At 47.7% G+C, this 26,340-nt stretch carries 29 protein-coding genes; 4 read left to right on the top strand and 25 right to left on the bottom strand.

Features of this window, described 5'->3' with window-relative positions; translation table 11 throughout:
• Positions 1 to 3: 3 nt before the first annotated feature.
• The 9 genes from argR to A4V09_RS26675 form a co-directional block, all read right to left on the bottom strand.
• On the bottom strand, positions 4 to 474 hold the full coding sequence (argR, locus tag A4V09_RS03840) for an arginine repressor (RefSeq protein ID WP_065541180.1): 471 nt from the start codon (positions 472 to 474) through the stop codon (positions 4 to 6).
• Positions 475 to 559: 85 nt separating this feature from the next.
• Positions 560 to 1,420: an NAD(+)/NADH kinase gene (locus A4V09_RS03835; protein WP_065541179.1), complete on the bottom strand. Its 861-nt coding sequence runs from the start codon at positions 1,418 to 1,420 to the stop codon at positions 560 to 562.
• 4 nt (positions 1,421 to 1,424) lie between these two features.
• A complete protein-coding gene (locus A4V09_RS03830) occupies positions 1,425 to 2,234 on the bottom strand; it encodes a TlyA family RNA methyltransferase (RefSeq protein WP_065541178.1) in 810 nt (269 codons plus the stop codon).
• The gene (gene dxs, locus A4V09_RS03825) at positions 2,231 to 4,093 is read right to left on the bottom strand and encodes a 1-deoxy-D-xylulose-5-phosphate synthase (protein WP_065541177.1); all 1,863 of its coding nucleotides are present in this window, start codon (positions 4,091 to 4,093) and stop codon (positions 2,231 to 2,233) included. Before dxs ends, A4V09_RS03830 begins: the two co-directional genes overlap by 4 nt.
• A gap of 14 nt (positions 4,094 to 4,107) precedes the next feature.
• The gene (locus A4V09_RS03820; protein ID WP_065541176.1) at positions 4,108 to 5,010 is read right to left on the bottom strand and encodes a polyprenyl synthetase family protein; all 903 of its coding nucleotides are present in this window, start codon (positions 5,008 to 5,010) and stop codon (positions 4,108 to 4,110) included.
• Complete coding sequence (xseB, locus tag A4V09_RS03815; RefSeq protein ID WP_065541175.1) at positions 5,000 to 5,221, bottom strand: exodeoxyribonuclease VII small subunit; 222 nt, start codon at positions 5,219 to 5,221, stop codon at positions 5,000 to 5,002. The genes A4V09_RS03820 and xseB overlap by 11 nt, the downstream gene beginning before the upstream one ends.
• 22 nt (positions 5,222 to 5,243) lie before the next feature.
• On the bottom strand, positions 5,244 to 6,539 hold the full coding sequence (gene xseA / locus A4V09_RS03810) for an exodeoxyribonuclease VII large subunit (RefSeq protein ID WP_065541174.1): 1,296 nt from the start codon (positions 6,537 to 6,539) through the stop codon (positions 5,244 to 5,246).
• Positions 6,536 to 6,943, bottom strand: a complete 408-nt coding sequence (gene nusB / locus A4V09_RS03805; protein ID WP_065541173.1) for a transcription antitermination factor NusB — start codon at positions 6,941 to 6,943, stop codon at positions 6,536 to 6,538. The genes xseA and nusB overlap by 4 nt, the downstream gene beginning before the upstream one ends.
• Positions 6,944 to 6,945: 2 nt before the next feature.
• Positions 6,946 to 7,053, bottom strand: coding sequence for a DUF6783 domain-containing protein (locus A4V09_RS26675; protein ID WP_408606831.1), 108 nt, complete (start codon positions 7,051 to 7,053; stop codon positions 6,946 to 6,948).
• A gap of 1 nt (position 7,054) precedes the next feature.
• Between A4V09_RS26675 and A4V09_RS26670 the strand changes: the two genes are divergently transcribed.
• On the top strand, positions 7,055 to 7,150 hold the full coding sequence (locus A4V09_RS26670; protein WP_369858233.1) for a DUF6783 domain-containing protein: 96 nt from the start codon (positions 7,055 to 7,057) through the stop codon (positions 7,148 to 7,150).
• Positions 7,151 to 7,242: 92 nt separating this feature from the next.
• Here the strand turns inward: A4V09_RS26670 and A4V09_RS03795 are convergent, their stop codons facing one another.
• The 11 genes from A4V09_RS03795 to spoIIIAA all read right to left on the bottom strand — a co-directional run bounded on the left by A4V09_RS03795 (position 7,243) and on the right by spoIIIAA (position 15,837).
• Entirely contained in the window at positions 7,243 to 7,623 is a 381-nt protein-coding gene (locus tag A4V09_RS03795; RefSeq protein WP_065541172.1) for an Asp23/Gls24 family envelope stress response protein, read from the bottom strand.
• A 261-nt stretch (positions 7,624 to 7,884) separates the two neighbouring features.
• Positions 7,885 to 8,424: a M48 family metallopeptidase gene (locus A4V09_RS03790; protein ID WP_065541171.1), complete on the bottom strand. Its 540-nt coding sequence runs from the start codon at positions 8,422 to 8,424 to the stop codon at positions 7,885 to 7,887.
• A gap of 241 nt (positions 8,425 to 8,665) precedes the next feature.
• Positions 8,666 to 10,258, bottom strand: coding sequence for a peptide chain release factor 3 (locus tag A4V09_RS03785; protein WP_065541170.1), 1,593 nt, complete (start codon positions 10,256 to 10,258; stop codon positions 8,666 to 8,668).
• Positions 10,259 to 10,481: 223 nt separating this feature from the next.
• A complete protein-coding gene (locus A4V09_RS03780) occupies positions 10,482 to 11,267 on the bottom strand; it encodes a SpoIIIAH-like family protein (RefSeq protein WP_065541169.1) in 786 nt (261 codons plus the stop codon).
• A gap of 60 nt (positions 11,268 to 11,327) precedes the next feature.
• Positions 11,328 to 11,813 carry a SpoIIIAG-related protein gene (locus tag A4V09_RS03775; RefSeq protein WP_065541168.1) on the bottom strand — a complete coding sequence of 162 codons (486 nt, stop codon included), beginning with the start codon at positions 11,811 to 11,813 and terminating at the stop codon, positions 11,328 to 11,330.
• Positions 11,810 to 12,163: a stage III sporulation protein AF gene (locus A4V09_RS03770; RefSeq protein ID WP_065541167.1), complete on the bottom strand. Its 354-nt coding sequence runs from the start codon at positions 12,161 to 12,163 to the stop codon at positions 11,810 to 11,812. The genes A4V09_RS03775 and A4V09_RS03770 overlap by 4 nt, the downstream gene beginning before the upstream one ends.
• A 30-nt stretch (positions 12,164 to 12,193) precedes the next feature.
• Positions 12,194 to 13,678, bottom strand: coding sequence for a stage III sporulation protein AE (locus tag A4V09_RS03765; RefSeq protein ID WP_065541166.1), 1,485 nt, complete (start codon positions 13,676 to 13,678; stop codon positions 12,194 to 12,196).
• Positions 13,675 to 14,061 (bottom strand): stage III sporulation AC/AD family protein, encoded by a 387-nt coding sequence (locus A4V09_RS03760; RefSeq protein ID WP_065541165.1) that lies wholly within the window; start codon positions 14,059 to 14,061, stop codon positions 13,675 to 13,677. The genes A4V09_RS03765 and A4V09_RS03760 overlap by 4 nt, the downstream gene beginning before the upstream one ends.
• Before the next feature lie 19 nt (positions 14,062 to 14,080).
• The gene (gene spoIIIAC, locus A4V09_RS03755; RefSeq protein ID WP_026255597.1) at positions 14,081 to 14,275 is read right to left on the bottom strand and encodes a stage III sporulation protein AC; all 195 of its coding nucleotides are present in this window, start codon (positions 14,273 to 14,275) and stop codon (positions 14,081 to 14,083) included.
• 78 nt (positions 14,276 to 14,353) lie between these two features.
• Positions 14,354 to 14,872 (bottom strand): stage III sporulation protein AB, encoded by a 519-nt coding sequence (locus A4V09_RS03750; RefSeq protein ID WP_065541164.1) that lies wholly within the window; start codon positions 14,870 to 14,872, stop codon positions 14,354 to 14,356.
• Positions 14,866 to 15,837, bottom strand: coding sequence for a stage III sporulation protein AA (spoIIIAA, locus tag A4V09_RS03745; protein WP_065541163.1), 972 nt, complete (start codon positions 15,835 to 15,837; stop codon positions 14,866 to 14,868). The genes A4V09_RS03750 and spoIIIAA overlap by 7 nt, the downstream gene beginning before the upstream one ends.
• Positions 15,838 to 16,040: 203 nt before the next feature.
• Here spoIIIAA and A4V09_RS03740 point away from each other — a divergent pair, with 203 nt between their 5' ends.
• Entirely contained in the window at positions 16,041 to 16,601 is a 561-nt protein-coding gene (locus tag A4V09_RS03740) for an HD domain-containing protein (RefSeq protein WP_065541162.1), read from the top strand.
• A 394-nt stretch (positions 16,602 to 16,995) separates the two neighbouring features.
• Here A4V09_RS03740 and A4V09_RS03735 read toward each other — a convergent pair whose 3' ends face one another.
• Positions 16,996 to 18,939 (bottom strand): glycoside hydrolase family 127 protein, encoded by a 1,944-nt coding sequence (locus A4V09_RS03735; protein ID WP_065541161.1) that lies wholly within the window; start codon positions 18,937 to 18,939, stop codon positions 16,996 to 16,998.
• A gap of 248 nt (positions 18,940 to 19,187) precedes the next feature.
• On the opposite strand from A4V09_RS03735, the gene A4V09_RS03730 reads away from it, so the two are divergent.
• On the top strand, positions 19,188 to 20,087 hold the full coding sequence (locus A4V09_RS03730) for an AraC family transcriptional regulator (protein WP_162291100.1): 900 nt from the start codon (positions 19,188 to 19,190) through the stop codon (positions 20,085 to 20,087).
• A 396-nt stretch (positions 20,088 to 20,483) separates the two neighbouring features.
• Here A4V09_RS03730 and A4V09_RS03720 read toward each other — a convergent pair whose 3' ends face one another.
• The gene (locus A4V09_RS03720; RefSeq protein WP_065544622.1) at positions 20,484 to 20,894 is read right to left on the bottom strand and encodes a MerR family transcriptional regulator; all 411 of its coding nucleotides are present in this window, start codon (positions 20,892 to 20,894) and stop codon (positions 20,484 to 20,486) included.
• 208 nt (positions 20,895 to 21,102) lie between these two features.
• On the opposite strand from A4V09_RS03720, the gene A4V09_RS03715 reads away from it, so the two are divergent.
• A complete protein-coding gene (locus A4V09_RS03715) occupies positions 21,103 to 22,089 on the top strand; it encodes an aldo/keto reductase (RefSeq protein ID WP_065541158.1) in 987 nt (328 codons plus the stop codon).
• A gap of 186 nt (positions 22,090 to 22,275) precedes the next feature.
• On the opposite strand, the gene A4V09_RS03710 is transcribed toward A4V09_RS03715, so the two are convergent.
• The 3 genes from A4V09_RS03710 to gltX are packed head-to-tail and all read right to left on the bottom strand — an operon-like array spanning position 22,276 to position 26,253.
• On the bottom strand, positions 22,276 to 22,875 hold the full coding sequence (locus A4V09_RS03710; protein WP_065541157.1) for a 4'-phosphopantetheinyl transferase family protein: 600 nt from the start codon (positions 22,873 to 22,875) through the stop codon (positions 22,276 to 22,278).
• Between the two features lie 2 nt (positions 22,876 to 22,877).
• Positions 22,878 to 24,746 carry an ATP-dependent helicase gene (locus A4V09_RS03705; protein ID WP_065541156.1) on the bottom strand — a complete coding sequence of 623 codons (1,869 nt, stop codon included), beginning with the start codon at positions 24,744 to 24,746 and terminating at the stop codon, positions 22,878 to 22,880.
• Positions 24,747 to 24,792: 46 nt separating this feature from the next.
• A complete protein-coding gene (gene gltX / locus A4V09_RS03700) occupies positions 24,793 to 26,253 on the bottom strand; it encodes a glutamate--tRNA ligase (RefSeq protein WP_065541155.1) in 1,461 nt (486 codons plus the stop codon).
• Positions 26,254 to 26,340: the final 87 nt, after the last annotated feature.

The raw sequence follows: 26,340 nt of genomic DNA, 5'->3' as shown, positions 1-26,340 counted from the left end.
TTTTTACCTTGTACTCTCTTCATAAGCATGGATTATTTTTTTGATCTTATCCATTAAAATGATAGTATCATCTGTACTCCTGTTGATGCAGGCAATGGTGTCATCCCCGGCAATACAGCCCACCACTTCGCTGTAATTCATATTGTCCAGGGCTGCGCCCGCAGCATTTGCCATACCGGAAACCGTTTTGATCACCAGAATATTTTGTGCCATCTCCATGGATACAAAAGCATCTTTGAGAACCCTTATGTATTTCTCGCTGTTCTGGCTGTCCCTGGGTCCCATGACCGTATACCTGGAGCCTCCGTCCGGCTTGGCGATCTTCATCAGCTTCAGTTCCCGGATATCACGTGATACGGTGGCCTGCGTTACCGCAAAGCCGGCCTCCTGCAGTTTTGCAGCCAATTCTTCCTGTGTCTCAATATCATATTGGTTGATCAGATCAATGATCTTTGAATGTCTGGCAATCTTCATGGTTCCCTCCTTCTATAAAATTTCACTTATTCCATATTTGAACACTCTGCTGCCGTCAATTCGTAACCGCATAGACAGCTAAACATCAGTTCTTCATTTTCCGCCGCAGCACTTCCAGGAAACTGATATTGCTGATCTTTACGATCTGGGTATCCCGAATCGAACGCCTGATCACAATCCTGTCCCCGGTTGTCATGATCACATTGGTATCTCCGTCAAAGGAGGCCACCGCCCGTGCCATGCCCTTCTGCCTGCCCTCACCGATCTCCACGGTTATCTCGTCGTCCGCCGGGAAGATCACGCTTCTGGTGTTCAGGGTATGAGGCGCTACCGGCGTCATGATCAGAATATTGGTCTCCGGAGATACAATGGGTCCCCCTGCGGAGAGGCTGTATCCTGTGGACCCTGTTGCCGTGGAAATAATAATGCCGTCCGCTGTGTAGGAGTTTAAAAATTCCCCATTTACAAAATTGTGAAACCGGGTAACGCGAAGAGGGCCTTCTCTCCCGATCACAATATCATTGAGCGCCACGTCCTCAGCCACGAGTTCTCCCTCATGGAATACCCTGCCGCTTAACATCATCCGTTTTTCAATGGTATACTCATCAAGCATCAGGTGGTTCAGGGCTGACTCAATATTGGAGTGGTCAATCTCAGCCAGATATCCCAGGGTTCCCAGGTTAATACCCAGAAGAGGGATCTGCCTGTCCACCACGTCCCTGGCTGCATGGAGCAGTGTACCGTCCCCGCCCAAAACAATAACGCACTCCACCCCTTCCGGAATGGCAGACGCGTCTGTATAGTGGTTATTGGCATCTCTTTCACAGGATTTCTCTGCCCCGATGGTGCACATTTTCCCCTTGCTTTTGAGATAAGCCTCCGCCTTTTTGGAAATTTTCAGTCCCTCGTCTTTTTCACAGTTGGCTATGATAAAAAATTTTTCCATTCGTCTATTTGTCCAGCTCTCTGTGCGCCTCGCTTACCACTGTGTGAACGTCCAGAGCGGCATCTTCTGCTGGTTCTTCTCCATCTTTTTTCTTTAAGTGCAATAGGTACTCAATGTTGCCTTCCGGTCCTTTGATCGGTGAAAATTCCAGGTGCAGGGCAGCAAATCCAATACTTTTTGCATATTCCATGACTTTTTCGATCACTTCTTCATGTACCTTGGGGTCTCTGACCACACCTTTTTTGCCCACCTTTTCTCTTCCCGCCTCAAACTGGGGCTTGATCAGGCAGACGATCTCACCGCCTTCAAGCAGCAGTTCCCGAATAGGCAGAAGTACCTTAGTCAAGGAGATAAAGGATACGTCTATGGAGGAAAAACCGGCGCTCTCCCCCAGGTCCTTTGGCACCACATAGCGGATGTTTGTCCGCTCCATGCAGACCACCCGCTCATCATTTCTAAGCTTCCAGTCAAGCTGTCCGTGTCCCACGTCAATGGCGTAGACTTTCACAGCCCCGTTTTGAAGCATACAGTCCGTAAACCCTCCTGTGGAGGAGCCTACATCCATGCACACTTTGCCTTCCAGGGTCACGCCGAAGCGCTCCATAGCCTTCTCCAGCTTCAGTCCGCCGCGGCTTACATACTTCAGCGTACTGCCCCTTACCTCTAACTTTACGGTATCGGCAAACATGGAGCCTGCCTTATCTTCTTTCTGATTGTCCACATAGACATTGCCTGACATAATTATGGCCTTTGCCTTCTCTCTCGACGGTGCAAGCCCTTGTTTTACCAGCATCACATCCAGACGCTCTTTCATCCTTTGTATGCCTCCTTGATCTTCTTATATATGGACAGAGCATCAATACCCACTTCTTTTTTCAGCACATCCGGACTGCCGTGGGAAATAAACGCATCCGGAACTGCCGCGATCACCACACGGATCTGAGGATGCCTCTCATGCATATAGGCCAGCACGGCGCTGCCGAAGCCTCCGGATTTTACATTTTCCTCCATGGTCACAATCATTTTGTGGTCATCAGCCAGGCTGTCCAGCATTTTTGTATCCAGAGGTTTTACGAACCTGGCATTTACCAGTGTTGGGTTTTTCTCTTCCTCTTTCAGCAAATGGTATACTTCCTCCCCAGTCTTTACCATACTCCCCACCGGAAGCAGTGCAATGTCCTTTCCCTTATAAATCATCTCACTCTTACCGTACACCATTGGTTCCCTGTACTCTTCCAGGCCGTCATAGGCCGCGCCCCGCGGATAGCGGACTGCAATGGGACCGTTGTGGCGCACCGCAAACTTCATCATATCGGAAAGCTCCCATTTGTTTTTCGGAGCCATGACTGTCATATTGGGAATCATAGACAGGTAGGATAGATCAAAGCATCCCTGATGGGTCTCCCCGTCACTTCCCACAATGCCTGCCCGGTCCACGGCAAATATCACATGCAGATTCTGGAGACAGACATCCTCGATCACCTGGTCCATGGCTCTTTGCAAAAAAGAGGAATAGACTGCCACCACGGGGATCAATCCCCCAAGGGCAAGACCTGCCGCAAAAGTCACGGCGTGTTCCTCGGCGATCCCCACATCAAAGAAGCGCTCCGGGAACATATTGCGGAACCGTTTCAGCCCTGTCCCGTCCGGCATGGCGGCTGTGACAGCTACCACCTTTTTTTCCCTGTCGCCGAATTTTCTCATGACTGTGGAAAAAATATCCGTGTAATTGGCCTTCCCTCTGTTCGCCAGGGGAATTCCATGTTCCAGGTCAAACGCTGCTGTTCCGTGAAATCTGGCCGGATGGCGCATGGCAGGTTCATATCCCCTGCCCTTCTCTGTGAGCACATGGACCAGCACCGGGCCTTCCACCTTCCTGGCTTCATTGAGCACCTGGATCATACGGCCGCAGTCATGACCACTGATGGGTCCCAGGTATTTGATACCCATATCCTCAAAAAACATGCCCGGAATGAACAGTTGTTTGATACTGTCCTTTGTCTTGTGGATTCTCTGCACCATGGCAGGGCCAATGCCGGGCACCTTATTCAGTGTGCGCTTTACTTCTGTCTTCAGCCCTGTGTAGGAATCTGCTGTGCGCAGATTACTCAGGTACTGGGAAATACCTCCCACATTTTCGGAAATGGACATTTTATTGTCATTGAGCACAATGATAAAATTCCTTTTTAGCTGCGCTGCGTTGTTGAGGGCTTCATAAGCCAGACCGCCTGTCAGGGCACCATCCCCGATGACGGAGACTACCCGGTAGTCCTCATTTGACAAATCCCGCGCGCTGACATACCCCACCCCGGCAGAAATGGAAGTGGAGCTGTGTCCTGTATCATAAGCGTCACATGAGCTCTCCGACCTTTTGGGGAAACCGCTCAGTCCGCCGAATTTTCTAAGTTCGTCAAAGCCTTCTTTCCGCCCGGTCAGGATCTTATGGGTATAGGACTGATGCCCCACATCCCAGATAATCTTATCTTTTGGCAAATCAAAGACATAGTGGAGAGCCATTGTCAGCTCCACAGCTCCCAGATTGGAAGCCAGATGCCCCCCGGTCCTGCTTAAATGCTCCAGCAGGAATTCCCTGATCTCCTGTGCAAGCTGCGGGAAATTCTCAGGCGGGATCCTCTTGATATCATTTTCTTTTTTTATCTGCTCTAACAGCATTTCTTACTGCACCTCTATTTTCTGCGGGTGCATAGTGAGATCAGCAATTCTGTGAGAAACTCTTTTTCTCCGGGCAGCTCCTGCAAAAGCCCAATGGCTTCATCTGTCAGAATTCTGACCTTCTCTCCCGCTTTTTCCATTCCTTCCAGGGTCACATATGTGGTTTTATGGTTTTTCTCATCGCTGCCCACAGCCTTTCCAAGCTCTTTCGTGCTGCCTGTCACATCCAGGATATCGTCCTGGATCTGGAAGGCAATGCCAATACGGCCTGCCGCCTGTTCTATTTTTTCTGTCTCCTCTTTGGATGCCCCTGCAAGCACTGCGCCGATCATCATGGCGCACTCAATAAGCGCTGATGTCTTATTCTCATATATATAGTCAAGCATTTCCCTGGTAAGGGGTTTTCCGTCGTTTTCCACGTCCACGCCCTGACCGCCCAGCATTCCGTATATACCGGTTTTTCTGCCCAGTATCTTGAGAGCCTGGGTGATTCTAGTCTGCATAGACGCCCCGCATGCGCAGGTCATATCAAAAGCGGCAAATGCCGTTTCATAGGCGTAATTCAACAGGGCATCCCCTGCCAGTATGGCTGCAGATTCCCCGTAGACCACATGTGTGGTTTTTCGTCCCCTGCGGTACTCGTCATTGTCAAGGGCAGGAAGGTCATCATGGATCAGAGAGTGTGTATGCACCATCTCCATGGCTGCCATAAAAGGCTCCACAAGTTCCTCCCTGCCTCCGAACATGCGGTATGTCTCATACATAAAAACAGGACGCAGGCGCTTTCCCCCTGCCAGCATACTATAGTTCACTGCCTCAGCCATATTTTTAGAAAACCCTGACTCCTCCGGCAGATATTTTCGTATGACCTGTTCAGCCAGAAACGTTTTCTTCTGTAATTCTTCTTTAAAATTCACTTAATTCACCATTCTCATTCATCTTGAGCATCTTTTTTTCCACAGTATCAATTTTACCGCTGCACTGTTTTAAAAGCTCCATCCCCTGCTGGTACATGGTAAAGGAGTCCTCCAGGGAAATTTCCCTGCTCTCCAGCTTTTCCACAATGGTGTCCAGTTCTTTTAAGGATTCTTCGATCGTCTTTTCTTCTGCTTCTTTTTTCGTTGCCAAATGTCACACCTCTTCCCGGTTTTTACTCTGTTTCGTCTGCTTTACATTTACCATCTTCCTTCGGTTTTCCTGTGGCACAAGCACGCATCTCTTTCTCACAGCCGCCCCGGTTAGCTCTGCCCAAAGCCTGTGTGTATGTCACATCCGCAGATATACATCCGTCGCTGACCTGTATATGCAGAGTATCGTCCACCTTTACCTGCGCTATGCTGGTCACTGCATGGTGTCTTATATCTTCCACATAGGAAAATCCCTGATTCAGCTTTTCAAGGGGAGACAATCCCTTTATCCTCTCAATGTAAATATCCAGACTTCTTCTTGCCATATAGATCTGATTCTTCATGGCAGCCTCCATCTTATCCTCCAGATCCATCAGATGCTGGCGTTTTTCCCGAATCTGGTTCTCGGGACTTAAAAAACGCAGCTTATTCTGATAGAGGCGCAGATGCTGCCGAAGAAGCAGAACCTTGTTTTCCACACTTCTGGAAAGTTTTTCCCGGTAATCCTCAAAAGTTTTTAACAACATACGCACATCGCCAACCGCCAGCTCTGCCGCCGCAGAAGGCGTGGGGGCCCGCAGATCTGCCACATAGTCCACAATGGTGGTGTCTGTCTCATGCCCAACGGCTGATATCACAGGCGTCTTACAGTTGAAAATGGCACGCGCTACTTCCTCCTCATTAAAAGCCCACAAATCCTCAATGGAACCGCCGCCTCTTCCCACGATCATCACGTCCACGCCATAGTCATCCAGCATCCGGATCCCCTTCACAATGCTTTCTTTGGCTCCATCCCCCTGTACAAGAGCTGGGTAAAGGATGATCTGCACGTATGGATTTCTTCTGCCTGCCACATTCCGTATATCCTGCACGGCTGCCCCTGTGGGAGCGGTGACCACGCCCAGGATACGGATATGCTTTGGAATGGGCTGTTTATAATCCTGGGCAAACATCCCCATCTCCTCCAGCTCACGTTTCAGAGCCAGATAGCGCTCATATAAAAGGCCGGCCCCTTCCAGGGTGATCTCTTTTGCATAGAGCTGGTATTTGCCGTCTCTTTCGTATACATTCACACTGCCGCCCACAATTACCTTGTCCCCGTTTTTCATCTGGAAGGCCAGGCCTTTTCTGGCTCCTGCAAACATTACACAAGCCATGGCTCCCGTCTCATCCTTCAGGGAAAAATAAATATGACCGGAAGTATGGTACTTACAGTTGGATACTTCCCCTTTTATATAGATTTTATTTAAAAGGAAGTCCTGCGTGAACATATTTTTAATGTAGGTGTTCACCTGTCCTACGGAGTAGACGCTGTTCATGACAGCTCCTTGGCAATCTTTCCTAAAATACCATTTACAAAAGAGGAAGAATCATCGCCGCCGAATTTTTTTGCCAGCTCTACTGCCTCATTGATCGCCACCTTCACAGGCACATCCTCATCGTATTTCATTTCATAGACCGCAAGGCGCAGGATATTCACATCCACCTTGCTCATGCGGCTCACTTTCCATCCGGAGGACGCCTGGTTCAATGTCCCGTCAATCTCATCCAGATGTTCCAGAATCTTCTCGTATTTGTTCTGCATATAGGCTTCGTTTATGGGAGCCAGTTCCTCCAGGGATTCAAAATACATCCGAATCTGATCCGGCATCTCCTCTGACGGATTAAATTCTCTTAAAAACAGGAGCTTAAAAATATGCTCCCTCATTTCTCTTCTACCCATGGTTATCCTCCGTTTGTGTTTGTAATTATTCCAGAGTGTGTCTGAAAATTGCTTTCGGCAAGCTGTGCGTCACACTTTGTGGGAGGTTTGCCCCGGTGAGGAAGGCGCAGTGTGGGCTGCGTTGACCGGATTGGGGCTAAATATACCGCGAAGTGGGGCGTGCAGATTGCCGGAATGAATTTTCAGACACGCTCTAATCCTCTATAAAGAAAAGGTGCCCTTTTTGTAAAAGACACCTTTTCATTTTTCACTTCAAAATGCTGTGCTTCACTTGTCAGGGTACTGAAGGGTTTTTCACCTTATTTGGTCTTTTCCATCTCCACACTGGCAATCCGCACATTTACATCGGAAACATTCAGACCTGTCATATTTTCAATCGCAGATTTTACTCTCTCCTGCACCTTTTTGCTGGTATCCAGGATATTGAAACCATATTCAATATTCAGGGCTAAATCCACACAGACAACATCCTCAAGCACGTCCACTTTGACGCCCTTGGAAAGGTTTTTCATGCCCAGCTTACCTACCAGTTCATTGGTGATATTTCCTGCCATGGAGCCAACACCGTCAACTTCTGTAGCAGCCAGTCCTGCAATGATAGCGACTACTTCATCAGCAATCTGCACTTCACCCAGCGAACCGTTATCATGTATCTTATAAATATTTCTGTCTTCCGCCATAGTTTCAACCTCCTATAGGAAAATCTCCTGGTTGTTATTATACCAAATTCCTATGGAAATTAAAAGAGAAATTTTTATGCTGGAAAATCATATGGGTATCAAGGGCGGACGGAAGCGGATGAGGGCGGGCCGGGGTGGGATAAACTTTGAGCGAAGCGTTCCGCTGCCACGGAGCTAACCTGCTCCGTTTCCATAAAACAGCAATGGAGGTAAAGCCTTTTCACAGCTTTACCTCCACGATTCAGCAGATACATACTCTGTTTACTCACGGCTCCATAACAAAATGGACCGTTCCTTCAGCCATTGCTTCCATACCTGGAAGTCCGGCATAACCTGTTCCACCATCCTGATAGTTAAAAAGGGATAATTTTTCACACGGGCCAGTGTGTTGATGACCACATAGTCCAGCACCTCCTCCGGTGCCAGGATCAGTCTCCAGTTAAAAAGGAGTCTGCCGTCTTTTGTGCATTTTCCCCATTGGCCGTATTTTTCCGTGACCTCGATCTGCGCGTAAGAAATCCCCATGAGCGCAGCATAGTAATCTGCTTTCACGGTGAAGATTTCCAGGGCAGAGTTAAGGTACTGCACCTTTTCCTCCTTCTGGTATGGCTGGGCATTGATATACCAGGCATCTGTTTTCCTGCCCTCTGCCTTTTTATGTATCCATTCTTTTTTCATTCGTACAAACTGTCTGATCTTACGCTTAGGGTAATGCCGGGGTGCCCTGACTACCACATGCCCTTCCGGTGTGATCTGGATTCCCAGCGTTGTCCTATTGCCGTATATTATTTGGTATTCCATTTTATAACCCCCGTTGCTGTGCACTCTCCCCTCTCTGTTTTGCAGTTGCGGTCCACGGCGTGGACAATATCCTTTGGCGAAATTACTGCCTTTTCATTATACTGTATTTTTACTCCCGTGAAAACAGGTAATTATATAAAAAAAATCCCTGTTTCCGACAGTTTCTGCCAAAAGGCATCCTTCTATCTTGGGACGCCTCCCGGCAGCTTCTGGGCAGGGATTTTATTATAATTTCTTTTTGCTAGTTTCTGCTGAACTCCGCAAGCTCCAGACCTTCGTTTCTGTCCAATGTCATGCCAACGCTCCAGGCATTGACAAACAGAAGCAGCGGATTTCCTCTCATATCTTTTACTTTCTTCATGTCTGAGGTACCTGTCAGCTTTTCTATATCCACAGATTCCTTGTTGGCGATCCAGCGGATATGTTCATATGGCAGGCTCTCCAGACGTATTTCCACGTTATATTCATTTTCCAGTCTGTATTTCAGCACATCAAACTGCAGGACACCTACAACACCTACAATGATCTCCTCCATGCCTCCCATAAACTCCTGGAAAATCTGGATGGCACCTTCCTGGGCAATCTGGTTGACACCTTTGACAAACTGCTTTCTCTTCATGCTGTCCATGAGGCGCACCCTGGCAAAATGCTCCGGTGCGAAGGTGGGAATCCCCTCATAGGCATATTTTTTCCCCGGCGTACATACCGTATCTCCGATGGCGAAAATGCCCGGATCAAAGACACCGATAATGTCGCCTGCATAGGCTTCCTCCACCACATGCCGGTCTGAAGCCATCATCTGCTGGGGCTGGGAAAGGCGCATTTTTTTATTTCCCTGGACATGGAACACTTCCCGGGAAGCATCAAATTTTCCGGAACAGATACGCATAAAGGCAATTCTGTCCCTGTGGTTTTTGTTCATATTTGCCTGAATCTTAAATACAAAAGCAGAGAATTCTTCCTTCACGGGGTCAATGACACCAATATCTGCAGTTCTCGGCAGAGGGGAGGATGTCATTTTCAGGAAATGCTCAAGGAATGTCTCTACACCAAAGTTGGTGAGGGCGGAGCCAAAAAATACGGGAGACAGTTTTCCCTCATTGACCAGATCCTGGTCAAATTCCGCACTCGCACCATCCAGCAGTTCGATCTCTTCCAGAAGCTGTTCCTTCTGTTCCGCATCCAGCACCTCATCCAGGCGGGGCTCGTCGACGCTGATCTCTTCCCCAATACCCTCTTTTGTGCCTTTCATGGTATCAGAGAAGGTGAGTACCTTCCTGGTATCTCTGTCATACACACCTCTGAATTTCTTGCCGGAACCAATAGGCCAGTTGATGGGACAGGTGGGAATCCCCAGTTCCTTTTCAATGTCATCCAGCAGATCAAAGGTATCGTTGGCATCTCTATCCAGCTTGTTGATAAAAGTAAAAATAGGGATATGACGCATGGCACAGACTTTGAACAGCTTTCTGGTCTGGGCCTCCACACCTTTTGAGGCATCAATGACCATGACTGCAGAATCCGCTGCCATCAGGGTACGATATGTGTCTTCCGAGAAATCCTGATGTCCCGGAGTATCCAATATGTTAATGCAATAACCATCATAGTTAAACTGCAGTACAGAGGAAGTAACAGAAATACCCCTCTCTTTTTCAATTTCCATCCAGTCAGAAACCGCATGGCGTGAAGTTGCCTTTCCTTTCACACTTCCCGCCAGATTAATCGCACCTCCGTAGAGAAGGAATTTTTCCGTCAGGGTCGTTTTACCGGCATCGGGATGGGATATAATTGCAAATGTACGTCTTTTCGTAATTTCTTTCGTATAGTCAGCCACTTGAGGGACCTCCTTATTCTTTTACACGCTTAAAACATTTTAGTATACCGGGAATATGGTGTCAAGGCTTTCTTACACTTTCTCCACACTTCATTAGTTACTGTTCACTCCGTTCTCAGTAACACGCTTGGCGATGCAAAAATTGCATTTTGGCACTGGCTAACTTGGGATTTTGCTCCGCAAAACACCTCGCGGAACCGTGACTTTTGAACATCAACTTTCATTATTCCCCGTCAGAAGTCCCCTCATCCATAGGTGTGATCACAATATTCTCTACAGGAACGCTTGTTTTCCGTTTTACGATGTCCTCAATCTGGGCACGCTTGTCATCTGCCATATACTCTTGGGGAACGATCACGTCCGCGGAATCGTTTGTCAGATTCACTACCACGTTCTCAAATCCTTTTGCGTCCAGCAGCAGTTCCGCAGCTTCCTCCTGCTCTGCCAGGTCTGTCATTTTGACCATGGAGGCAATGGCTTCCTGTTTCTGCTCGTCTCCAATGTTTTCATTGTTGATGATCTCAAGAAGAGTCTCTTTATTGGCGGAGCGCACCTGTTCCCTGCTCACTTTTGCCTGTGCCACAAAGTTGGAAGCCCCTGTCAGCACTGCCTCACCTGGTGTCTCGGCCGAAGCATCTTTGCTGTCTGCATTGTTGTCTGTTGTGTTTCCGTCTTCCCCTGTGGTGGTTCCGTCTGTGGATGAGGAACTCTGGTCCTGTGTTGTATTCTGGTCTTCCGTGGTACTTGTGTCCCCGTTTTCTGCCGCTGCATTCTCCTCCAGTAATGCGGATTCGTCTGTGAGGTCGTAATCCAGACTGTCAATATCCTCCACGATCCCGTCTGCGTCCGCTGTCTCTTTGCTCTTATCATCCGCTGTGTTTGTGCTGGCTTTCTTCAGTGTTTTGTCAATCCCCAGATGGTTATCTGAATAATTGATGTACCCGGCAACCGCAATCATGATTGCCAGCGCGGTGATAATGACCTGATTCTTCTTAAAGATTTTTTTCATGCGAGCTACTCCTTTAATTCTTTTTAGCAACTGCCCTGCCGAAAGACACGCGCTTAGACGTCAGCGGCCAGTCACCATCTTCATTACTTTAATTTTATGGGCTTCCACCTGAAATAATGCCTGCACAGCCTCCTGAATATTCTGAATTACGTGGGGGTCTTCCCCGCCCTCTGCCACAACCACCACGCCGCTGATCTTCGGATAGCGCTCATTGGACAAATAAGGCTCCTGGTTGCCTTTGGAATCCTTGGAATATACTGTGTCTGTGCCGTCTTTCTCCACCACCTTCTCCCCCGTATCCTCAAATGTGACGAAAACGTCTGTCTTCCCTATCCCCTTTACCTCAGCCAGGACTTCTTTCAGCCGATCCTGAAGCCGGTCCTCATAATTGGCTCGCTGGCTGGTTTCACTTGCCGGTGTACTCTTCTGCGTCTGCTCCTCCGTATCCTTTTTCTTTACAGGCATGGCAATGATAAGCAGCAGGATCCCTGCCAGCAGCACTACCACAATCTGCTCTTTTTTCAGCATTTCCGGAAATGGCTTCATGGATCCACCGCTCCTTCCTGCAGGGAATTATCTTCCTGCTGTTGTTCTGCCTCTGGGCTGCTACCGTCTTTGCTCCACCCGTACTCCTCCTCGATTTCCCGTGCATAATTCTCCCATTCCTCCCGGTCCCGCTCCTCCTCTTCCATATACTGGTCCACCCCTGCATCAATTTTATTTTCCAGATGAAGAAAATCCAGGACAGGTGAGAGTAAAAGGAGTATCAGCAGCAATCCCATATAAAACTGAATGTACTTTTTATAATTGTTGTCCGGCAGAAAATGCATCACCGCGGATAAGAATATGAAGTAACACGCCAGGTTCCGCATCCAGCCGTAAAGTGTCTCTGTCATATTGCCTGCCTCCTCCCTGGAATGTTTGGGCTAATGCCCAATAAAAGAAATGGTGAGAACTGCAATGGTTATCAAAAACAGCAGCTCCATAGTCAGCAGTACCTTTAACAGCAGCATACAGCCATCTCCGATGGTAGCCAAAGCCCCCACCATTCTCTTGTCAGATATGGGCTGTACAATGGCTGCCAGCAGTTTGTAGAGCAGGGTTGTCATTCCCAGACGGATGACAGGGGGAAGTCCAACACACAGGATAACGATCATGCCGATCACCCCCAGCCCGTTTCTCACCAGAACCGCAGTCCCCAGGGCCACCTCCGTCACACCGTTTATAGCATTTCCAATGCCGGGAATGGCGGCCGCAGTCTTGCCGATGACATCCCGCTTGAGTGTGTCTATGGCAGGACCTATCATGTTCTGAATGATCTGCATCCCTATCACAACCGCGATACAGGTGCGCATGGTCCATTCCACCACAGTCCTCACGAGCTCTGCCATCTTGGAAAGAAAGTCCTCACTGTGCAGAAAGTTTACAAGCTGCAGCAGCACGTATATATGGATGCCCGGCAGAACACCTTTTAAAAAAATAACCTGTACCACATACACCAATACCAGGACCACCTCGTAAAATACCATGGCCGTGGCACTTCCCGTGGCTGCTGTGACAGCCAGGAAGTAGGAGGGCATAAGCGCCTTCATAAAAGTGACAAAGCCTGTCAGCCCCTCACTTATCTCTATGCTGAGTGTGCCGAAGGAATGCACCAAAGCTGCCAGAAGAAGCATGTATACAATATAAAAACTGATTTCCCCCATCTGGCCATTGTTGAATACATTGGAAAAATTGGAAAAAAGTGCTGCCATAAGGACCAGCAGGACCACATGGATCATGGTATCCCTCTCAGCGGCCAGGTTTTTGTAGAGGAAATTTTTTATAAGGGTCATGAAATATTCTTTTGAAAATAATTTATCTCCGCTTAAAATCTTGTGCAGGGCATCCTCCAGACTAAAACTCTCTTCTCCCAAAAGCTCATTGATGGCATCCTGCATCTGCTCCATCTCCATGTCGTCCATGAGTTTCTCTGCTGTGGCGCTCTGGGTGTCCTGCCTGATCTCCTCCTCTGACTTTTCTTCCTCCGGTTCCGCTGTATCCTCATCCTCTCCTATGGCTTCTCCTGCTGCACTTCCGTCCTCTTCTTTGGCTTCTCCTGCTGCACTTCCGTCCTCTTCTTTGGCTTCTCCTGCTGCACTTCCGTCCTCTTCTTTGGCTTCTCCTGCTGCACTCCCGTCCTCTCCTTTGGCTTCTCCTGCGATATCTTCTTGTGCTGTCTTATTCTTCGCTTCCTCATTTGGCTGTCCATCCTGTGATGCTGTCCCCTGAGGCTGGTTCTTCATCACTTCTTGTCCCGCATTTGCCGAAAAAAAAGAGGCTTTCACCTCCACTGCTGCAGACAATACCAGAAACAGCACTGCCAGCACACATGCTGCTGCCTTGACTCTTTTTCCAATCCCCCCTTTCATACCAAAAACCCGTAAATGGCCTCCATCAGAGCCAGAAGCACCGGCATGGACATTACCATGATATAGAGTTTAACGAAAATCTCAATCTGGTTCCCAATGGCTCCGTATCCCGCGTCCTTGCAAATACTGGCTGAAAACTGGCCGATGTAGGCTGCCCCTATCATCTTCAGCAGTATGGTCAGATACTTTGTATCCACCGGCACATATTCCTGGATCTTCAGCACAGAGTCCAGCAGATAGGAGAGCTTCTGCGCCATGAAGGTAAAGATGCAGATTCCCACTGCCAGGCTCAGATACAGGGAGTATTCCGGCTTTGTCTCTTTTAAAAACAGAGCCAGCACCACTCCTGTCATGCCCAGCATGACGATTTTCACCACTTCCATCCAAAGCCCTCCTTTCCCTCTACAGCGCAAATAACTCCTGTATGGTCTGGAATAGATCATTGATATAAGGCAGCACCCAGAACAGTACCAGTAAAAGTCCGGCAAGGCTTGTCAAAAAAGCCAGTTCTTCCCGCTGGCTGTGTTTTAAAATCTGGCACAGCACAGAGACCAGGATCCCCACTGCACCGATTTTGAATAAAATTGTCACCTCCAAGATTCTTCCTCCCTTCCTCTCACCTTCTGTCCCGTGTGCCTTGCCTTTTTCGTCTGCTGTTTTCCCGTTTTCTTACATTCAGATAAGAGTGATCGCCAAAAAAATTCCGCCAAGTACCCCAAGACTTTGATAAAGCCTCTTTTTTGCAGGGATTTCAGACTGGATCAACTGGATCTTCCGTTCCAATTCCTGCTGAAATAAAGCCATGGCATTTTCTTGCTGGGTGATGTCAAGGTATCCCAGATACTGTCCCAGTTGTCTTAGTTCCTCCTTATCCTCTTTTGTAAATGCGCTGTCCCTGAATGCGGATTCTGCCTCCTGCATAAAAATATCGGCAAATACGATTCCGTCGTAGGCATCCGCCCGTTTTGCAACTTTCTTCAAAAAATCTGAGAACGGCGGGGTCAATCTGCCCGCAGCCCGCAAAAGAGCCTCAGGAAGGGCCTCCTTGCGGTAGCTGATCTCTCCCTTTATGAGAAGCGCCATCCGCTGAAGTTCCCGAAGGCCGGCAAGCCTTCTGGTAAGCCTCAGGCTTCTCTCAAAGCCCAGAGCCGTACAGGAGAGTACCACAAGACAGACGCCCAGCACTTTCAGCATAGGGTTCCTCTCCTCCTTTTTTCATCAAACAGGCAGGTGCCTCTCTCATCGAACACGGCCTTGACTTTTCCTGCCTTGTCCTTATTATACAGGATAATGTACCGCTCAAATATTTTTTCCTGCACCAGACGCTGCATGAGGGGCTTTCTCTTAATATCCTCAATCGAGCTTCCGTGGACCGTGGCAAACAGTTTGCATCCGCAGTGGATAACTGATTCTATGGCGTGGATATCCTCATAATCCCCAAGCTCATCCACTGCCACCACTTCCGGGGACATGGAACGGATCAGCATCATCATGCCCTCTGCCTTTGGACAGCAGTCCAAAATATCGGTCCGTATCCCCAGATCATTCTGGGGAATCCCCTGATAGGAGCCTGCGATCTCTGAACGCTCATCCACCACCCCGACAGACATACCCGGCAGGTAGGAATTGCCGTCACTGACCTGACGTATCAGGTCACGAAGCAGAGTGGTCTTCCCGCACATGGGCGGGGAAATAATCAATGTGTGGCACACATTTCCCTTATTGACCACATAGGGAAGAATCTGGTTGGCACATCCCTTTATCTGGTGTGATAGTCTCAGATTCATATAAGATATGTATTTCAGGCTTTTGATCTTTGCTCCGTCCAGTACCGTTTTACCGGCAATTCCCACACGGTGGCCTCCCTGAATGGTGATGAATCCCTGCCGGATCTCTTCCTCAAATGCGTACATGGAGTAATTGCTCACGTACTCCATGGTTTCCCGCAGGTCCTTTGCCTCCACCTGGCAGACATCCTGCATCTGCTTGGTCAGTTTTCCATCCTTTGTAAGAAAATACTCATTCCCTTTGTAAATTAAAATCAGTGGTGCATTCACCCTGAGCCGTATCTCATACAGATGCTCCATATCAAACTCCGCATGTTCCAGGGCTGTTCTGATCTTTTGGGGAAATAAACGTATAATATCCCTTTCTCTCATTGTCTCACCTCTTTAAAATAATATATGAGGACAATCCCTATTTCATACGAGAAATATCGTTACTGTTCACTCTGTTCTCAATGAAATGCTTCTATTAGCACGGAAACTATTGACCTTTTTTTCTTCTTATCTTATGCTGGTAATATCTTTGCAAGTCCAAATATTTTTATTTTTCATAACTTATTCAGGGAGGATGGTAGACAATGAAAGAAACCATAGACGCCTATTTGGCTTTTATGAAAGAAACAGAACTGTTAAAGTCTGTACTGAGAACAGCATGGACAAGGACCGGCGAACAGGAAAGCACCGCGGAACACTCCTGGCACCTGGCCCTCTTTGCCGGTATCATGCTGGAGCAATATCCGAAGCTGGACGCCGGAAGGACACTGCTTATGTGTCTTCTTCACGATATGGGAGAAATCTATGAAGGCGATATCTCCGCCGCACTTCTTCCTGACAGTTCCCAGAAATATCAGGAGGAATACCGTGCTGTCCACAAGGTATTCTCTCTTCTGCCGGAGAAACAAAGAGAACATTTTATATCTGTCTGGCAGGAATACGAGGATGGCAAAACGCCTGAGGCAAAGCTTGTAAAAGCTCTGGATAAGGCTGAGACTATAATCCAGCATAATATAGGAAAAAATCCGCCGGACTTTGATTATGACTTTAATCTGCAGTATGGGAAACCGTATTTTATGGAGGATGCCCTGCTTGAGGAAATGCGGAGCGCTCTGGATGAGGAGACAGAGGGACATTTATTGTAACCTTAGGGTAGCTATTTAATGGATCTGCATAGACTGTTGCTTGTAACTATGAGAGTAGTGGACAAGGAGTCAAGCTAACAGGCCATGGCTGATATAATGACACATTTCAGCTATGGCCTGATTTATGGTATAAAGCAAAAAATCGGGATATCTCCAGAGCGTGTTAAACACTTTTTTGCAATGCCCAGATTATGGAGGGTCCGCAAATTGGCATTTCACGCATAAATCCTGACGGAAATATGCTCTCCCATCCTTGCTCCTCTCCGAGTCTGAACGATGGAAAATATTGTATCTGTTCCACAGGTCTGCACATTCGCTGCACTGACCTTAAAAAAGTCCCATTTTGGAAGAACCTTCGGCAGACAGGCAGACAAATCTATGCGCTCCGCTGTTCTCAGATCCTAACCCATACCAGCATCTCTCCCACTGTCCTGTTTGTCCAGGCATAGTAAGGTATGAATTTCAATGTCTGAGGCATAAATTTTCTGCCCGTATAAGGTTTATAAAGTGTCTTTTCATCCCACGCTTCCTCTGAGAGGCGTTTTCCCTCTGTGGTCAGTGTCACCACACCTTTCAGTAAATCCTTTTCGTATTTCACCACAAATTCCGGATTTTCACTCAGGTATAATTCCTGAAGCTGGTCTTGGTTGTCTGCTTCCTCCAGGCAATATACAACAGGTCCCCGCATAACCGCCACTTTGCCAATGTCCTCCCGGACTCTTGGATTGGCGGTCACCAGTTCCACCGGCATTTCCATGGAAAAGACAATCTCATCCCCATTTTTCCAACAGCGCTCCATAAGGAGATATCCGTTCTCCACAGGACATTTAACTGCCTCCCCGTTTAACTTCAGGCTATAACCGCGGCACCAGCCAGGCACACGGATAGCATAGGTAAATCCTGTATCCGCTTCGTTTTCAACCTGTATTTTCACATGGCCGTTCCATGGATATTCGGTCTCCACCCTGAACTGATTCTCTTTTCCGTCCAGAACCGCATGCATGCTGCCGCCGATAAAAAGGTTCATGAAAAATTCCTTTTCATTATATTCATAGGCATAGCCGCCGATAGAAGAGAGAAGACGCGCCACATTCGGCGGACAGCAGGCACAGCCAAACCATTTCTGGCGTTCCACTTTTACATGTTTTTTATAAAAGTCCTTCTCGGATGCTTCCGGCACGGCTTCCAGGGGATTTACATAGAAGAATTTTTTGCCGTCCAAAGACATGCCGCTGATGACTCCGTTATAAAGGCAGCGCTCCATCACATCCGCATATCTGCTGTCCCGGGTAATTTCAAACATTCTTCTGGCAAAGAATATCAGGCCGATCGCAGCACACGTTTCCGCGTAAACCGTATCATTGGGCAGATCGTAATCAAACGTGAACGCCTCCCCGTACTGGGAGGAACCAATCGCACCTGTTACATACATCTGTTTTTCCACAATGTTGTTCCAGATTCTTTGGCAGGCTTCAAATAATTCCATGTCCTCGGACGCACTGGCCACCTCAGCCATTCCCGTATACAGATATACGGCACGCACTGCATGGCCTTCCGCCCTGTCCTGCAGGCGGACCGGTTTGCCGGCCTGGTAATACTGATCCTGGAAATAGCTGTCTTTCCAGAAGAAGTCATTCTTGTTCTTTTCTCTCTCCTGGGCAAAATACAGAGGTGCCTGTCCTCTCTGGTCAATGAAATATTTGGCAAGCTCCAGATGCTTTGGATCCTTGGTCACTTCATAGAGTGCCGCCAGAGCCATCTCAGCCACTTCGTGTCCTGGATATCCGGGTTTCTTACCCGGTTCCTTCCCTATATTATCGTAGACACAATTTACATAGCCAATGGCTGTATCCAGAAATTTTCTCTTTCCGGTTGCTTTATAATAAGCCACAGCCCCTTCCACCATATGTCCCAGGCAGTAAAGCTCATGGTGGTCCATAAGATTGGTAAAGCGCTTCTCCAGGCCATTCAGGATATAATAGGTGTCCAGATAACCGTCCGGCTGCTGTGCCGCACTGATAATTTCAATAGCCTGGTCTGCCGTTGCCTCCAATGTCTCGTCAGGGTGCCACATCAGAGAGTAGGCCACAGCTTCCAGCCATTTATAGGCATCACTGTCCTGGAAAACCATTCCCTGGAAACTTCCCTCCTCCATTTTCGCCGCAACCCGGAAATTCTGCATACAGTAACTGGGTTCTGCTCCATCGATCCTGTCATTTAAAGCTTCCCACTGGTAAGGGATCACATGCTTTCTCACCAGTTCCATATACTCTTTCCAAAAATCATCCTGAATGGAAACATCGCCCAGGGGCATCATTTTCACTTTCTTTTCTAACATGCTGTACCTCCTAAATATCTTATTATTTTAATCCACATGCAGCCCTGCCAGAGCGTGTTTGAAAATTCGCACATCTTGCCGCAAGCAATTTTCAAACACGCTCTGATCTGTTGAATTCCAAGATTCTTTGTGCTATCATAGAGCGATGGAAAACAATCCACAGCAGCGGCTGTATCCTTGAAATGATTGTACCATTTTCCGTTTTTGATACAACTTATAAAACAAAAGAAAAGGTGGTCATATCCCAGATGTTATCTTGTATTTGTGACGCTTCAAAGCCAGCAGAATATCTGACCTGCGGAAATCTTGTCAGCGAGAATGGATTTGTGCATCTCCACAGAACCCTGGATTTTTTTGTTTTGATCTTAGTGCAGGAGGGAACTCTGCACATATGTCAAAATAACAGGACGTATGATGTCCGCTCCGGTGAATTTTTTCTCCTTTTTCCCGGAAGTACCCATTACGGCTATAAGCCAACCCAGGGATCCCTCTCCTACTGCTGGGTACATTTTGTGCTGCCGGGCAGTCCGGCAGATACCGTCAAAAGTCTGCCCCGTTCTTCCGAAGATCATTATCCGACAGAAAGCATCCGCCATTTCAATTCCGCGTTAAAGGAACGGATATGCCTTCCGGAACACGGCAAAATCTCCCCAGAGAAACGTTCCCAGCTCCTGTTTCTTCAACTTTTGGACTTAGCAAAGCGGAATCGTTATCAGATCACCTGGAGCTGCCATCACGCACTGAATCTGCTGCTTCTGGAAATGAGCTGTGAATACCAGCAGGCTGAATACTTTGGCCTGGACATGCTGCCAACTTCTGTGCAGGATATTATGGAATGGGTGCAGAGTCATTTTGACCAGCCTTTGACGGTCAGCGGCCTGGCGGAAAAGTTCGGATACCATCCCACTTATTTGTCCGCATTGATCAAACAATACACGGGCTATCCCCTTATCACTTACATTAACCGCACCCGCATCCACGTATCAAAAAATCTGCTGAACAGTCATACCCTGACCATCCGGCAGATTTCCTCCATGTGCGGATTCACCGATGAAAAGCATTTCATGAAACTGTTCCGGCAGTTTGAGGGCATGACACCAACACAGTACCGAAAAGCCTTTAACCAGAAAAAGATCAATACCCTTTAGTGCTGGCGGTCTTGTTTCTGGCCGGATACATGAAAACACCTCCCCCCCCCCCATCCAGATTTTCCGCACAAAAAAGCGCCCTGCATATACGATACAAAGCGCCTTTTACCACATTTCTGCGATAGCATCTTATTCAGCTTTTTATCAAAACCTGCACCCTCATCTCCCAATCCCCTTTGCCTTGCAATCAGAATGCAGTCCACAAAATCAAGGGGTATATCTGAAAACAGAGACAGTGCCTCACACATCATTTCCTGATTTTCGACTGCCGCTCCATTAAGAAAATCTATCAGCGTTCTTCCAATCTCATCCCGTTCTGTCTTGTATAGGCCTTTCAGCAATCTTTTGTCAATAGTATATGCCTATCGCTCTTATCAATAAGCCCTTTACTCCAAACTATTTCCAATAGTCAGCCCAGCAAGGATACGCACTGCCGTTGTCCATGGACTTCTTAATGTCCTTGTAATAGTTCAGCTTGCGATTTAACTGCTTCTGGGCAGACATTAGTTTTTCTATCTGCCCGGCTACATGCTTTTCCTGCTCTCTGAGAAGGACTAAAATCTCATCAATGTGCTCCTGTTCCTGCTCTTCATATGTAAAAAACTCCAAGAGCTTTGCCATGGACATGCCTGTCTCCTTAAAACAGCAGACTGCTCCCAGACGGTTTATGTGTTCTTCTGTATAAATACGCTGTTTTGCCTTCGTCTTCTCCACAACAGGCAGGAGGCCAATCTCCTCATAATACCTCAGTGTAGATGCAGGAAGTCCAAACATCTGAGAAACTTGTTTTATTGTGTATGCTGCCATAATAACCTCCTTATTTTCCGTAAATGTGACGAAATTCAGATTTTCATTGACTTCAAGTATACTTGAGGTGATAGACTTTGTAAAGACAGAACAGATGGGCTGGATACTTACTGCTGCCACGCATTCATACGATCCGTGCAGTAAATACACAGACCTGTCTGAAATGATACCAAAAGAATGCATCATCATTGAGTAAAGGAGAACGCACATGTACAGAGCAAACGACAGACGATATGATACTATAAAATACAACCGCTGCGGATACAGCGGCTTAAAGCTTCCGGAAGTCTCCCTGGGCTTGTGGCATAATTTCGGAGACACCGCAGTGTATGACAACATGAAAAAACTTTGTTTCACTGCTTTTGACAACGGGATCACCCACTTTGACCTGGCTAACAATTACGGCCCCGAACCAGGAAGCGCGGAGAAGAACTTCGGCAGGATCGTAAAGGAGAACTTTCTTCCTTACAGAGATGAAATGATCATCAGCACCAAGGCTGGCTATGATATGTGGCCGGGTCCTTACGGCGACTGGGGCAGTAAAAAATATCTGACTGCCAGCCTGGACCAGAGCCTGATGCGTATGGGCCTTGCGTATGTGGATATTTTCTACCACCACAGAATGGACCCGGAAACGCCCCTTGAGGAGACTATGGAGGCCCTGAACCAAGCGGTAAGAAGCGGAAAAGCCCTGTATGTTGGTCTCTCCAACTACGATGGGGAAACTATGAAAAAAGCTGCAGCCATACTAAAGGATCTGAAATGCCCCTTTATCATTAATCAGAATTCCTATAACATTTTCAACCGTACCATAGAAAAAAATGGTCTGAAAGATGCCTGTGCCGAGGAGAAAAAAGGGATCATCTCCTTCAGCCCCCTGGCCCAGGGCATGCTGACGGACCGTTATCTGAAAGGAATCCCCTCTGACAGCAGGATCGTTACAGACGGGCGTTTCCTAAATGCAGACCAGCTCTCTGACAGCCGTCTTGCCTGTATCCGGGGTCTTGACCGGATCGCATCCGAAAGAGGGGAAAGTCTTGCACAGATGGCGCTGAAATGGGTATTAAAAGATAATGTGGTGACCAGTGTACTTGTGGGCGCATCCAAACCCGAACAGATCCTTGATAATTTGAAGGTCATAAAAAGCGCACCGTTTACAGAAGAGGAACTGAAGAAAATAGACGAATTTTCGTAACAGTTCAGACAGGTCTGCGCATTTACTGCGCAAACCGTGAGAAAACGTAGTGACAGCAGGCATCCGGCCCATCGCAAAGGGATTTTATTGGCCGGATGCGGTAACAGTTTAGGCTTGTCTGAACTGTTACGAATTTTCGTAACAGTTCAGCTCTTGGGTGTACATAGCATATTGCCGCTGCACAGTTCAAAGGCTGTGAAGCGGTAATTTTATTTTTTCCCAATGAAACGGTACGGCTGCGCAGACCTGGCAGACATATCCTTTTTCAATGGGGATCTCCTCCATAACCGCATGTTCCATGGAAAGTTTTGAAAGGTCCCTGGTAATCCCCTCCCCGCTCCATTTGAGATAGCTCTCCTTCTGTGCCCAGAAAACCGCAAATGTCATTTCCGGGTCATCCGCACTTCTGATCACTTCCTGTTCCCGGATATTCATGGTCCGTTCCAAAAGTCTTCTGCCTCGCACCGGCTGTCTTATCTGCACGTCGATCCCTACCGGAACCCCCGCCGCAGCACAGACCGCATATGCGCCGGAATGGCTGATATTAAAATGGATTTCCGGGTAACCGTGCAGATAAGGTTTTCCGTTTTTTCCCTTTGACAGCATACGCTCCAGCTGCGCAAGCCCTTCTTCCCCTTTGGGCAGGTACAATCCGTACACCTCTTTCAGGGCATGGCAAAGAAGCAGCCTTCCGGCCCGCGTTTCATACTTTCCCTTTTCCCCTCCTGCCTCCGCTTTACCGGATAATGCATCTGTTTTCCCATAAAAAATCCAAACCTTTTCCATGATCACTGCCCTCTTTTCAACTCTTCCGGCACCAGCCCGCTTTCCACCAGAAATCTGGACACTTCCAAATCCTTATCATGCCGGCTTTTTGCATAGAGTATGTAAAGCTCTTTCCTGGCTCTTGTCATGCCCACGTAAAAGAGCCTCCGCTCCTCCTCAATACTGCTGTCCGAAACTGCTTTGTGATACGGTATTGTCCCTTCATTTACATCCATGAGAAATACCCTGTCATATTCCAGTCCCTTGATGCTGTGAAGCGTGGATACGGTAACGCCTTTCTTCTCCATATCCTGCTTCTTTGCCTGCTTTTTCAGCTTTTCCGTGTAGTCTGCTATGTGGTCAAACCATTCTCCGAAGCTTTTATATCCCTTTGCACTCTCAGCCAGCTCCTCCATAACCTCATACAAGTCATCCACTTTGATCTTACGGTAAGACGCGTAATCTTTCAGATATTCTTCATATCCGATCCCATACCGGATATAGTTGACCGCGCCGTATGGGGTCATGGGCTTTAATGTGTTCAAATCTTCCTCCAGTTTGTCAATCCTGTCGCACATCCAGTCCTTTCCCTCGTAAAACCAGCGCAGGCCTTCAAAAGAAACGGTGGCATCGTCAAGGGATTCCCTGGATATATAACGGTTCGGACGGTTCATCACTTGTAAAAATTCCCGGCGGCTCCGGTCACCCTGGGCCAGTTTTATATAGGAGATGATATTCCTGGAAATCCAGTGTTCATACAGATTTGGCAGGGCATCCCGCATCTGGAATGGGATCTGGTATTCCATCAGTGTCTCCACCAGAAATCTGGCCCCAAGATTGGTTCGGTAGAGTATAGCGATCTCTTCATAAGGAGTCCCCTCTTTCACCGCTTTCCGGATACACTCTTTCACAAAAAGCTCCTCCTCCTTGCCATCCTCAAATCCACGTACCGTTACTGGTTTTCCCTCCTCATTATCCGTAAAAAACTCTTTTGGATAACGGTTCTTATTCTTCCCGATCACTCTTTTGGAAGTCTCTACGATCCGCTTTGTGGAGCGGTAATTACAGGCCAGCAGTTCTCTCCCCGCATCCGGAAAGTCCTTTGGGAAATGCAGCATGATCTCCGGTTTCGCTCCCCTGAACGCGTAGATAGACTGGTCATCGTCCCCCACAATAAAAAGATTATTCTGCGGCGCTGCCAAAAGCTTTATAATGTCATACTGAAGCTGGTTGATATCCTGAAACTCATCCACAAGCACATACTGAAACTTTCCCTGCCATCCCGCCAGAATATCTTTTCTCTTTGTGAGAAGATCATAGCAATACAGTAGCATATCATCAAAATCTAAAAGCCTGGACTGCCTGCAGGCCTCCACATAAGAATGGTATATCTTCCGGAATGTATCGTCCGGGCAGTTGGCGGAGTAGTAATGTTCTATGGGCATTCTGCCGTTCTTAACAATTGAGATCTCCTGTACCAGACCTTCAAAAAATTCTTTCTCATCATCAATCCGCATTTTCTGGCGGTAAACGATCTCTTTCAGGATGTGGTATTTCCGCTCATCACCCAGAATATTTTTTGCGGACAGCCGGTAGGCATGGCGCAGGATCCCGTAAAAGATACCGTGAAAGGTGCCGAAGGTCACCTCCCTGTATGCGCCCTGCATTCCCTCCTCTTCACACAGGCGTAAAAAACGCTCCTTCATCTCCCTGGAAGCCGCTTTTGTAAACGTCACCACCAGTATGGACGAAGGAGTCACCTGATATTTCTTTATTAAATCAGCCACCCTCCTGGTGATGGTGGTGGTCTTCCCGGAACCTGGGCCTGCAAGAAGCATCATGGGGCCCTGGTTATGGGAAACTGCTCGTTCCTGTGCGGAATTTTTCTGCATATATGGGTTACTCCATTATCGGTTTGTTTATGCCTGGCTTAAAATGTTACACACACTCTAACTTTTCCACTGCTGCGTGCAGGCGTTTCATGGACTCCTCTTTTCCCAGCACTTCCAGGATTTCGGTAGCACCGGCGGGTGTCATCTGTTTGCCGGAAAGCGCGGTACGGATCGGCCAGAGGATCTGTCCGTTTTTATAACCGTTTTCTTTCGCGAAACCGCAGAGCAGATCATACAGCGCATCGTTTGTATAGTCCTCGAAGTCCTCCAGGACAGGAAGGATTTTCTTTAGAACTTCCAGTGAAAGCTCAGGGTTTGTTTTCATTTTCTTGTGTGTGTACATGGACACGTCATACTCCGGTACTTCCTCGAAAAAGTCAATTAGTGCCGGAATATCCGGAAATACTTCGATTCTTGTTTTAACCATCTGAACGATTTTCTTTAAGTCCAGATCACTTTTTACAGCCTCTTTCACAAACGGAAGTGCCATGTCACAGAACTTGTCAAAGTCCATAGCCTTGATGTACTCCCCGTTCATCCATTTCAATTTTGTCATATCAAATACTGCCGGGGATTTGCTCATGTGATGATAGTCAAACTCTTTCACCAGCTCTTCCAGACTGAAGATCTCACGGTTGTCCTCCGGGCACCATCCAAGCAGCGCCACATAATTCACAATAGCCTCTGTGAGAAATCCCTGGTCTGTCAAGTCCTCATAGGAAGAGTGTCCGGAACGCTTGCTCAGCTTTTTGTGTTCCTCATTGGTGATCAAAGGACAGTGGACATAGGTGGGGATCTCCCAGCCAAATGCCTCATATATCCTGTTGTATTTCGGTGAGGAAGACAGGTATTCATTTCCGCGCACCACATGGGTGATTCCCATCAGGTGGTCATCAATAACATTTGCAAAATTGTAGGTGGGATATCCGTCGGATTTAATTAAGATCAGGTCATCCAATTCATTGTTCGGCACCGTAATGTCACCGTAAATATCGTCATGGAAGGTTGTATTTCCCTCTGTGGGCATATTAAAACGGATCACATGAGGTTCTCCCGCCGCAAGCTTTGCTTCCACCTCTTCCCTGCTAAGATGCAGGCAGTGCTTATCATAGACCGCGATCTCTTTGCCGTCCTCTCCCACGCTGGCTTTCAGGGAATCCAGGCGCTCTTTTGTACAGAAGCAGTAATAGGCATCTCCCTGCTCGATCAGTTGTTTTGCATAGTTCAGATAAATACCCTGGGCATTTCTCTCACTCTGGACATAAGGGCCGTATCCGCCGTCTTTGTCCGGTCCCTCGTCATGGATAAGTCCTGTTTTAGCCAGTGTGCGGTAAATGATCTCCAGCGCGCCGTCCACAAAACGTTCCTGGTCTGTATCCTCAATACGGAGCATAAAGCTTCCGTTCTCATGCTTTGCGATGAGATAAGCATATAAAGCGGTTCTCAAATTTCCCACATGCATTCTTCCTGTGGGACTTGGGGCAAATCTTGTTCTTACGGTACTCATTATCATTAATCTCCTTATCGGTTCCTGTTTTGTTCTGGTTTTTCCACAAAAAAGGGGTACATGGACATTGGCCAAATACCCCATATC

Origin of the sequence: Blautia pseudococcoides (genome assembly GCF_001689125.2) — a bacterium.
In the GTDB taxonomy this organism is placed as follows: domain Bacteria; phylum Bacillota; class Clostridia; order Lachnospirales; family Lachnospiraceae; genus Blautia; species Blautia pseudococcoides.
The sequence above is the reverse complement of the archived record's forward strand: the minus strand, read 5'-3'. Positions and strand labels throughout refer to the sequence as shown.

What these genes read in the sequence shown, in the direction of transcription:
- argR (WP_065541180.1), bottom strand. Translation starts at nt 474, where the DNA reads ATGAAGATTGCCAGACATTCAAAGATCATTGATCTGATCAACCAATAT.
- A4V09_RS03835 (WP_065541179.1), bottom strand. Translation starts at nt 1,420, where the DNA reads ATGGAAAAATTTTTTATCATAGCCAACTGTGAAAAAGACGAGGGACTG.
- A4V09_RS03830 (WP_065541178.1), bottom strand. Translation starts at nt 2,234, where the DNA reads ATGAAAGAGCGTCTGGATGTGATGCTGGTAAAACAAGGGCTTGCACCG.
- dxs (WP_065541177.1), bottom strand. Translation starts at nt 4,093, where the DNA reads ATGCTGTTAGAGCAGATAAAAAAAGAAAATGATATCAAGAGGATCCCG.
- xseA (WP_065541174.1), bottom strand. Translation starts at nt 6,539, where the DNA reads ATGAACAGCGTCTACTCCGTAGGACAGGTGAACACCTACATTAAAAAT.
- nusB (WP_065541173.1), bottom strand. Translation starts at nt 6,943, where the DNA reads ATGGGTAGAAGAGAAATGAGGGAGCATATTTTTAAGCTCCTGTTTTTA.
- A4V09_RS03795 (WP_065541172.1), bottom strand. Translation starts at nt 7,623, where the DNA reads ATGGCGGAAGACAGAAATATTTATAAGATACATGATAACGGTTCGCTG.
- A4V09_RS03790 (WP_065541171.1), bottom strand. Translation starts at nt 8,424, where the DNA reads ATGGAATACCAAATAATATACGGCAATAGGACAACGCTGGGAATCCAG.
- A4V09_RS03780 (WP_065541169.1), bottom strand. Translation starts at nt 11,267, where the DNA reads ATGAAAAAAATCTTTAAGAAGAATCAGGTCATTATCACCGCGCTGGCA.
- A4V09_RS03775 (WP_065541168.1), bottom strand. Translation starts at nt 11,813, where the DNA reads ATGAAGCCATTTCCGGAAATGCTGAAAAAAGAGCAGATTGTGGTAGTG.
- A4V09_RS03770 (WP_065541167.1), bottom strand. Translation starts at nt 12,163, where the DNA reads ATGACAGAGACACTTTACGGCTGGATGCGGAACCTGGCGTGTTACTTC.
- A4V09_RS03765 (WP_065541166.1), bottom strand. Translation starts at nt 13,678, where the DNA reads ATGAAAGGGGGGATTGGAAAAAGAGTCAAGGCAGCAGCATGTGTGCTG.
- A4V09_RS03760 (WP_065541165.1), bottom strand. Translation starts at nt 14,061, where the DNA reads ATGGAAGTGGTGAAAATCGTCATGCTGGGCATGACAGGAGTGGTGCTG.
- A4V09_RS03750 (WP_065541164.1), bottom strand. Translation starts at nt 14,872, where the DNA reads ATGCTGAAAGTGCTGGGCGTCTGTCTTGTGGTACTCTCCTGTACGGCT.
- spoIIIAA (WP_065541163.1), bottom strand. Translation starts at nt 15,837, where the DNA reads ATGAGAGAAAGGGATATTATACGTTTATTTCCCCAAAAGATCAGAACA.
- A4V09_RS03740 (WP_065541162.1), top strand. Translation starts at nt 16,041, where the DNA reads ATGAAAGAAACCATAGACGCCTATTTGGCTTTTATGAAAGAAACAGAA.
- A4V09_RS03735 (WP_065541161.1), bottom strand. Translation starts at nt 18,939, where the DNA reads ATGTTAGAAAAGAAAGTGAAAATGATGCCCCTGGGCGATGTTTCCATT.
- A4V09_RS03730 (WP_162291100.1), top strand. Translation starts at nt 19,188, where the DNA reads ATGTTATCTTGTATTTGTGACGCTTCAAAGCCAGCAGAATATCTGACC.
- A4V09_RS03720 (WP_065544622.1), bottom strand. Translation starts at nt 20,894, where the DNA reads ATGGCAGCATACACAATAAAACAAGTTTCTCAGATGTTTGGACTTCCT.
- A4V09_RS03715 (WP_065541158.1), top strand. Translation starts at nt 21,103, where the DNA reads ATGTACAGAGCAAACGACAGACGATATGATACTATAAAATACAACCGC.
- A4V09_RS03710 (WP_065541157.1), bottom strand. Translation starts at nt 22,875, where the DNA reads ATGGAAAAGGTTTGGATTTTTTATGGGAAAACAGATGCATTATCCGGT.
- A4V09_RS03705 (WP_065541156.1), bottom strand. Translation starts at nt 24,746, where the DNA reads ATGCAGAAAAATTCCGCACAGGAACGAGCAGTTTCCCATAACCAGGGC.
- gltX (WP_065541155.1), bottom strand. Translation starts at nt 26,253, where the DNA reads ATGAGTACCGTAAGAACAAGATTTGCCCCAAGTCCCACAGGAAGAATG.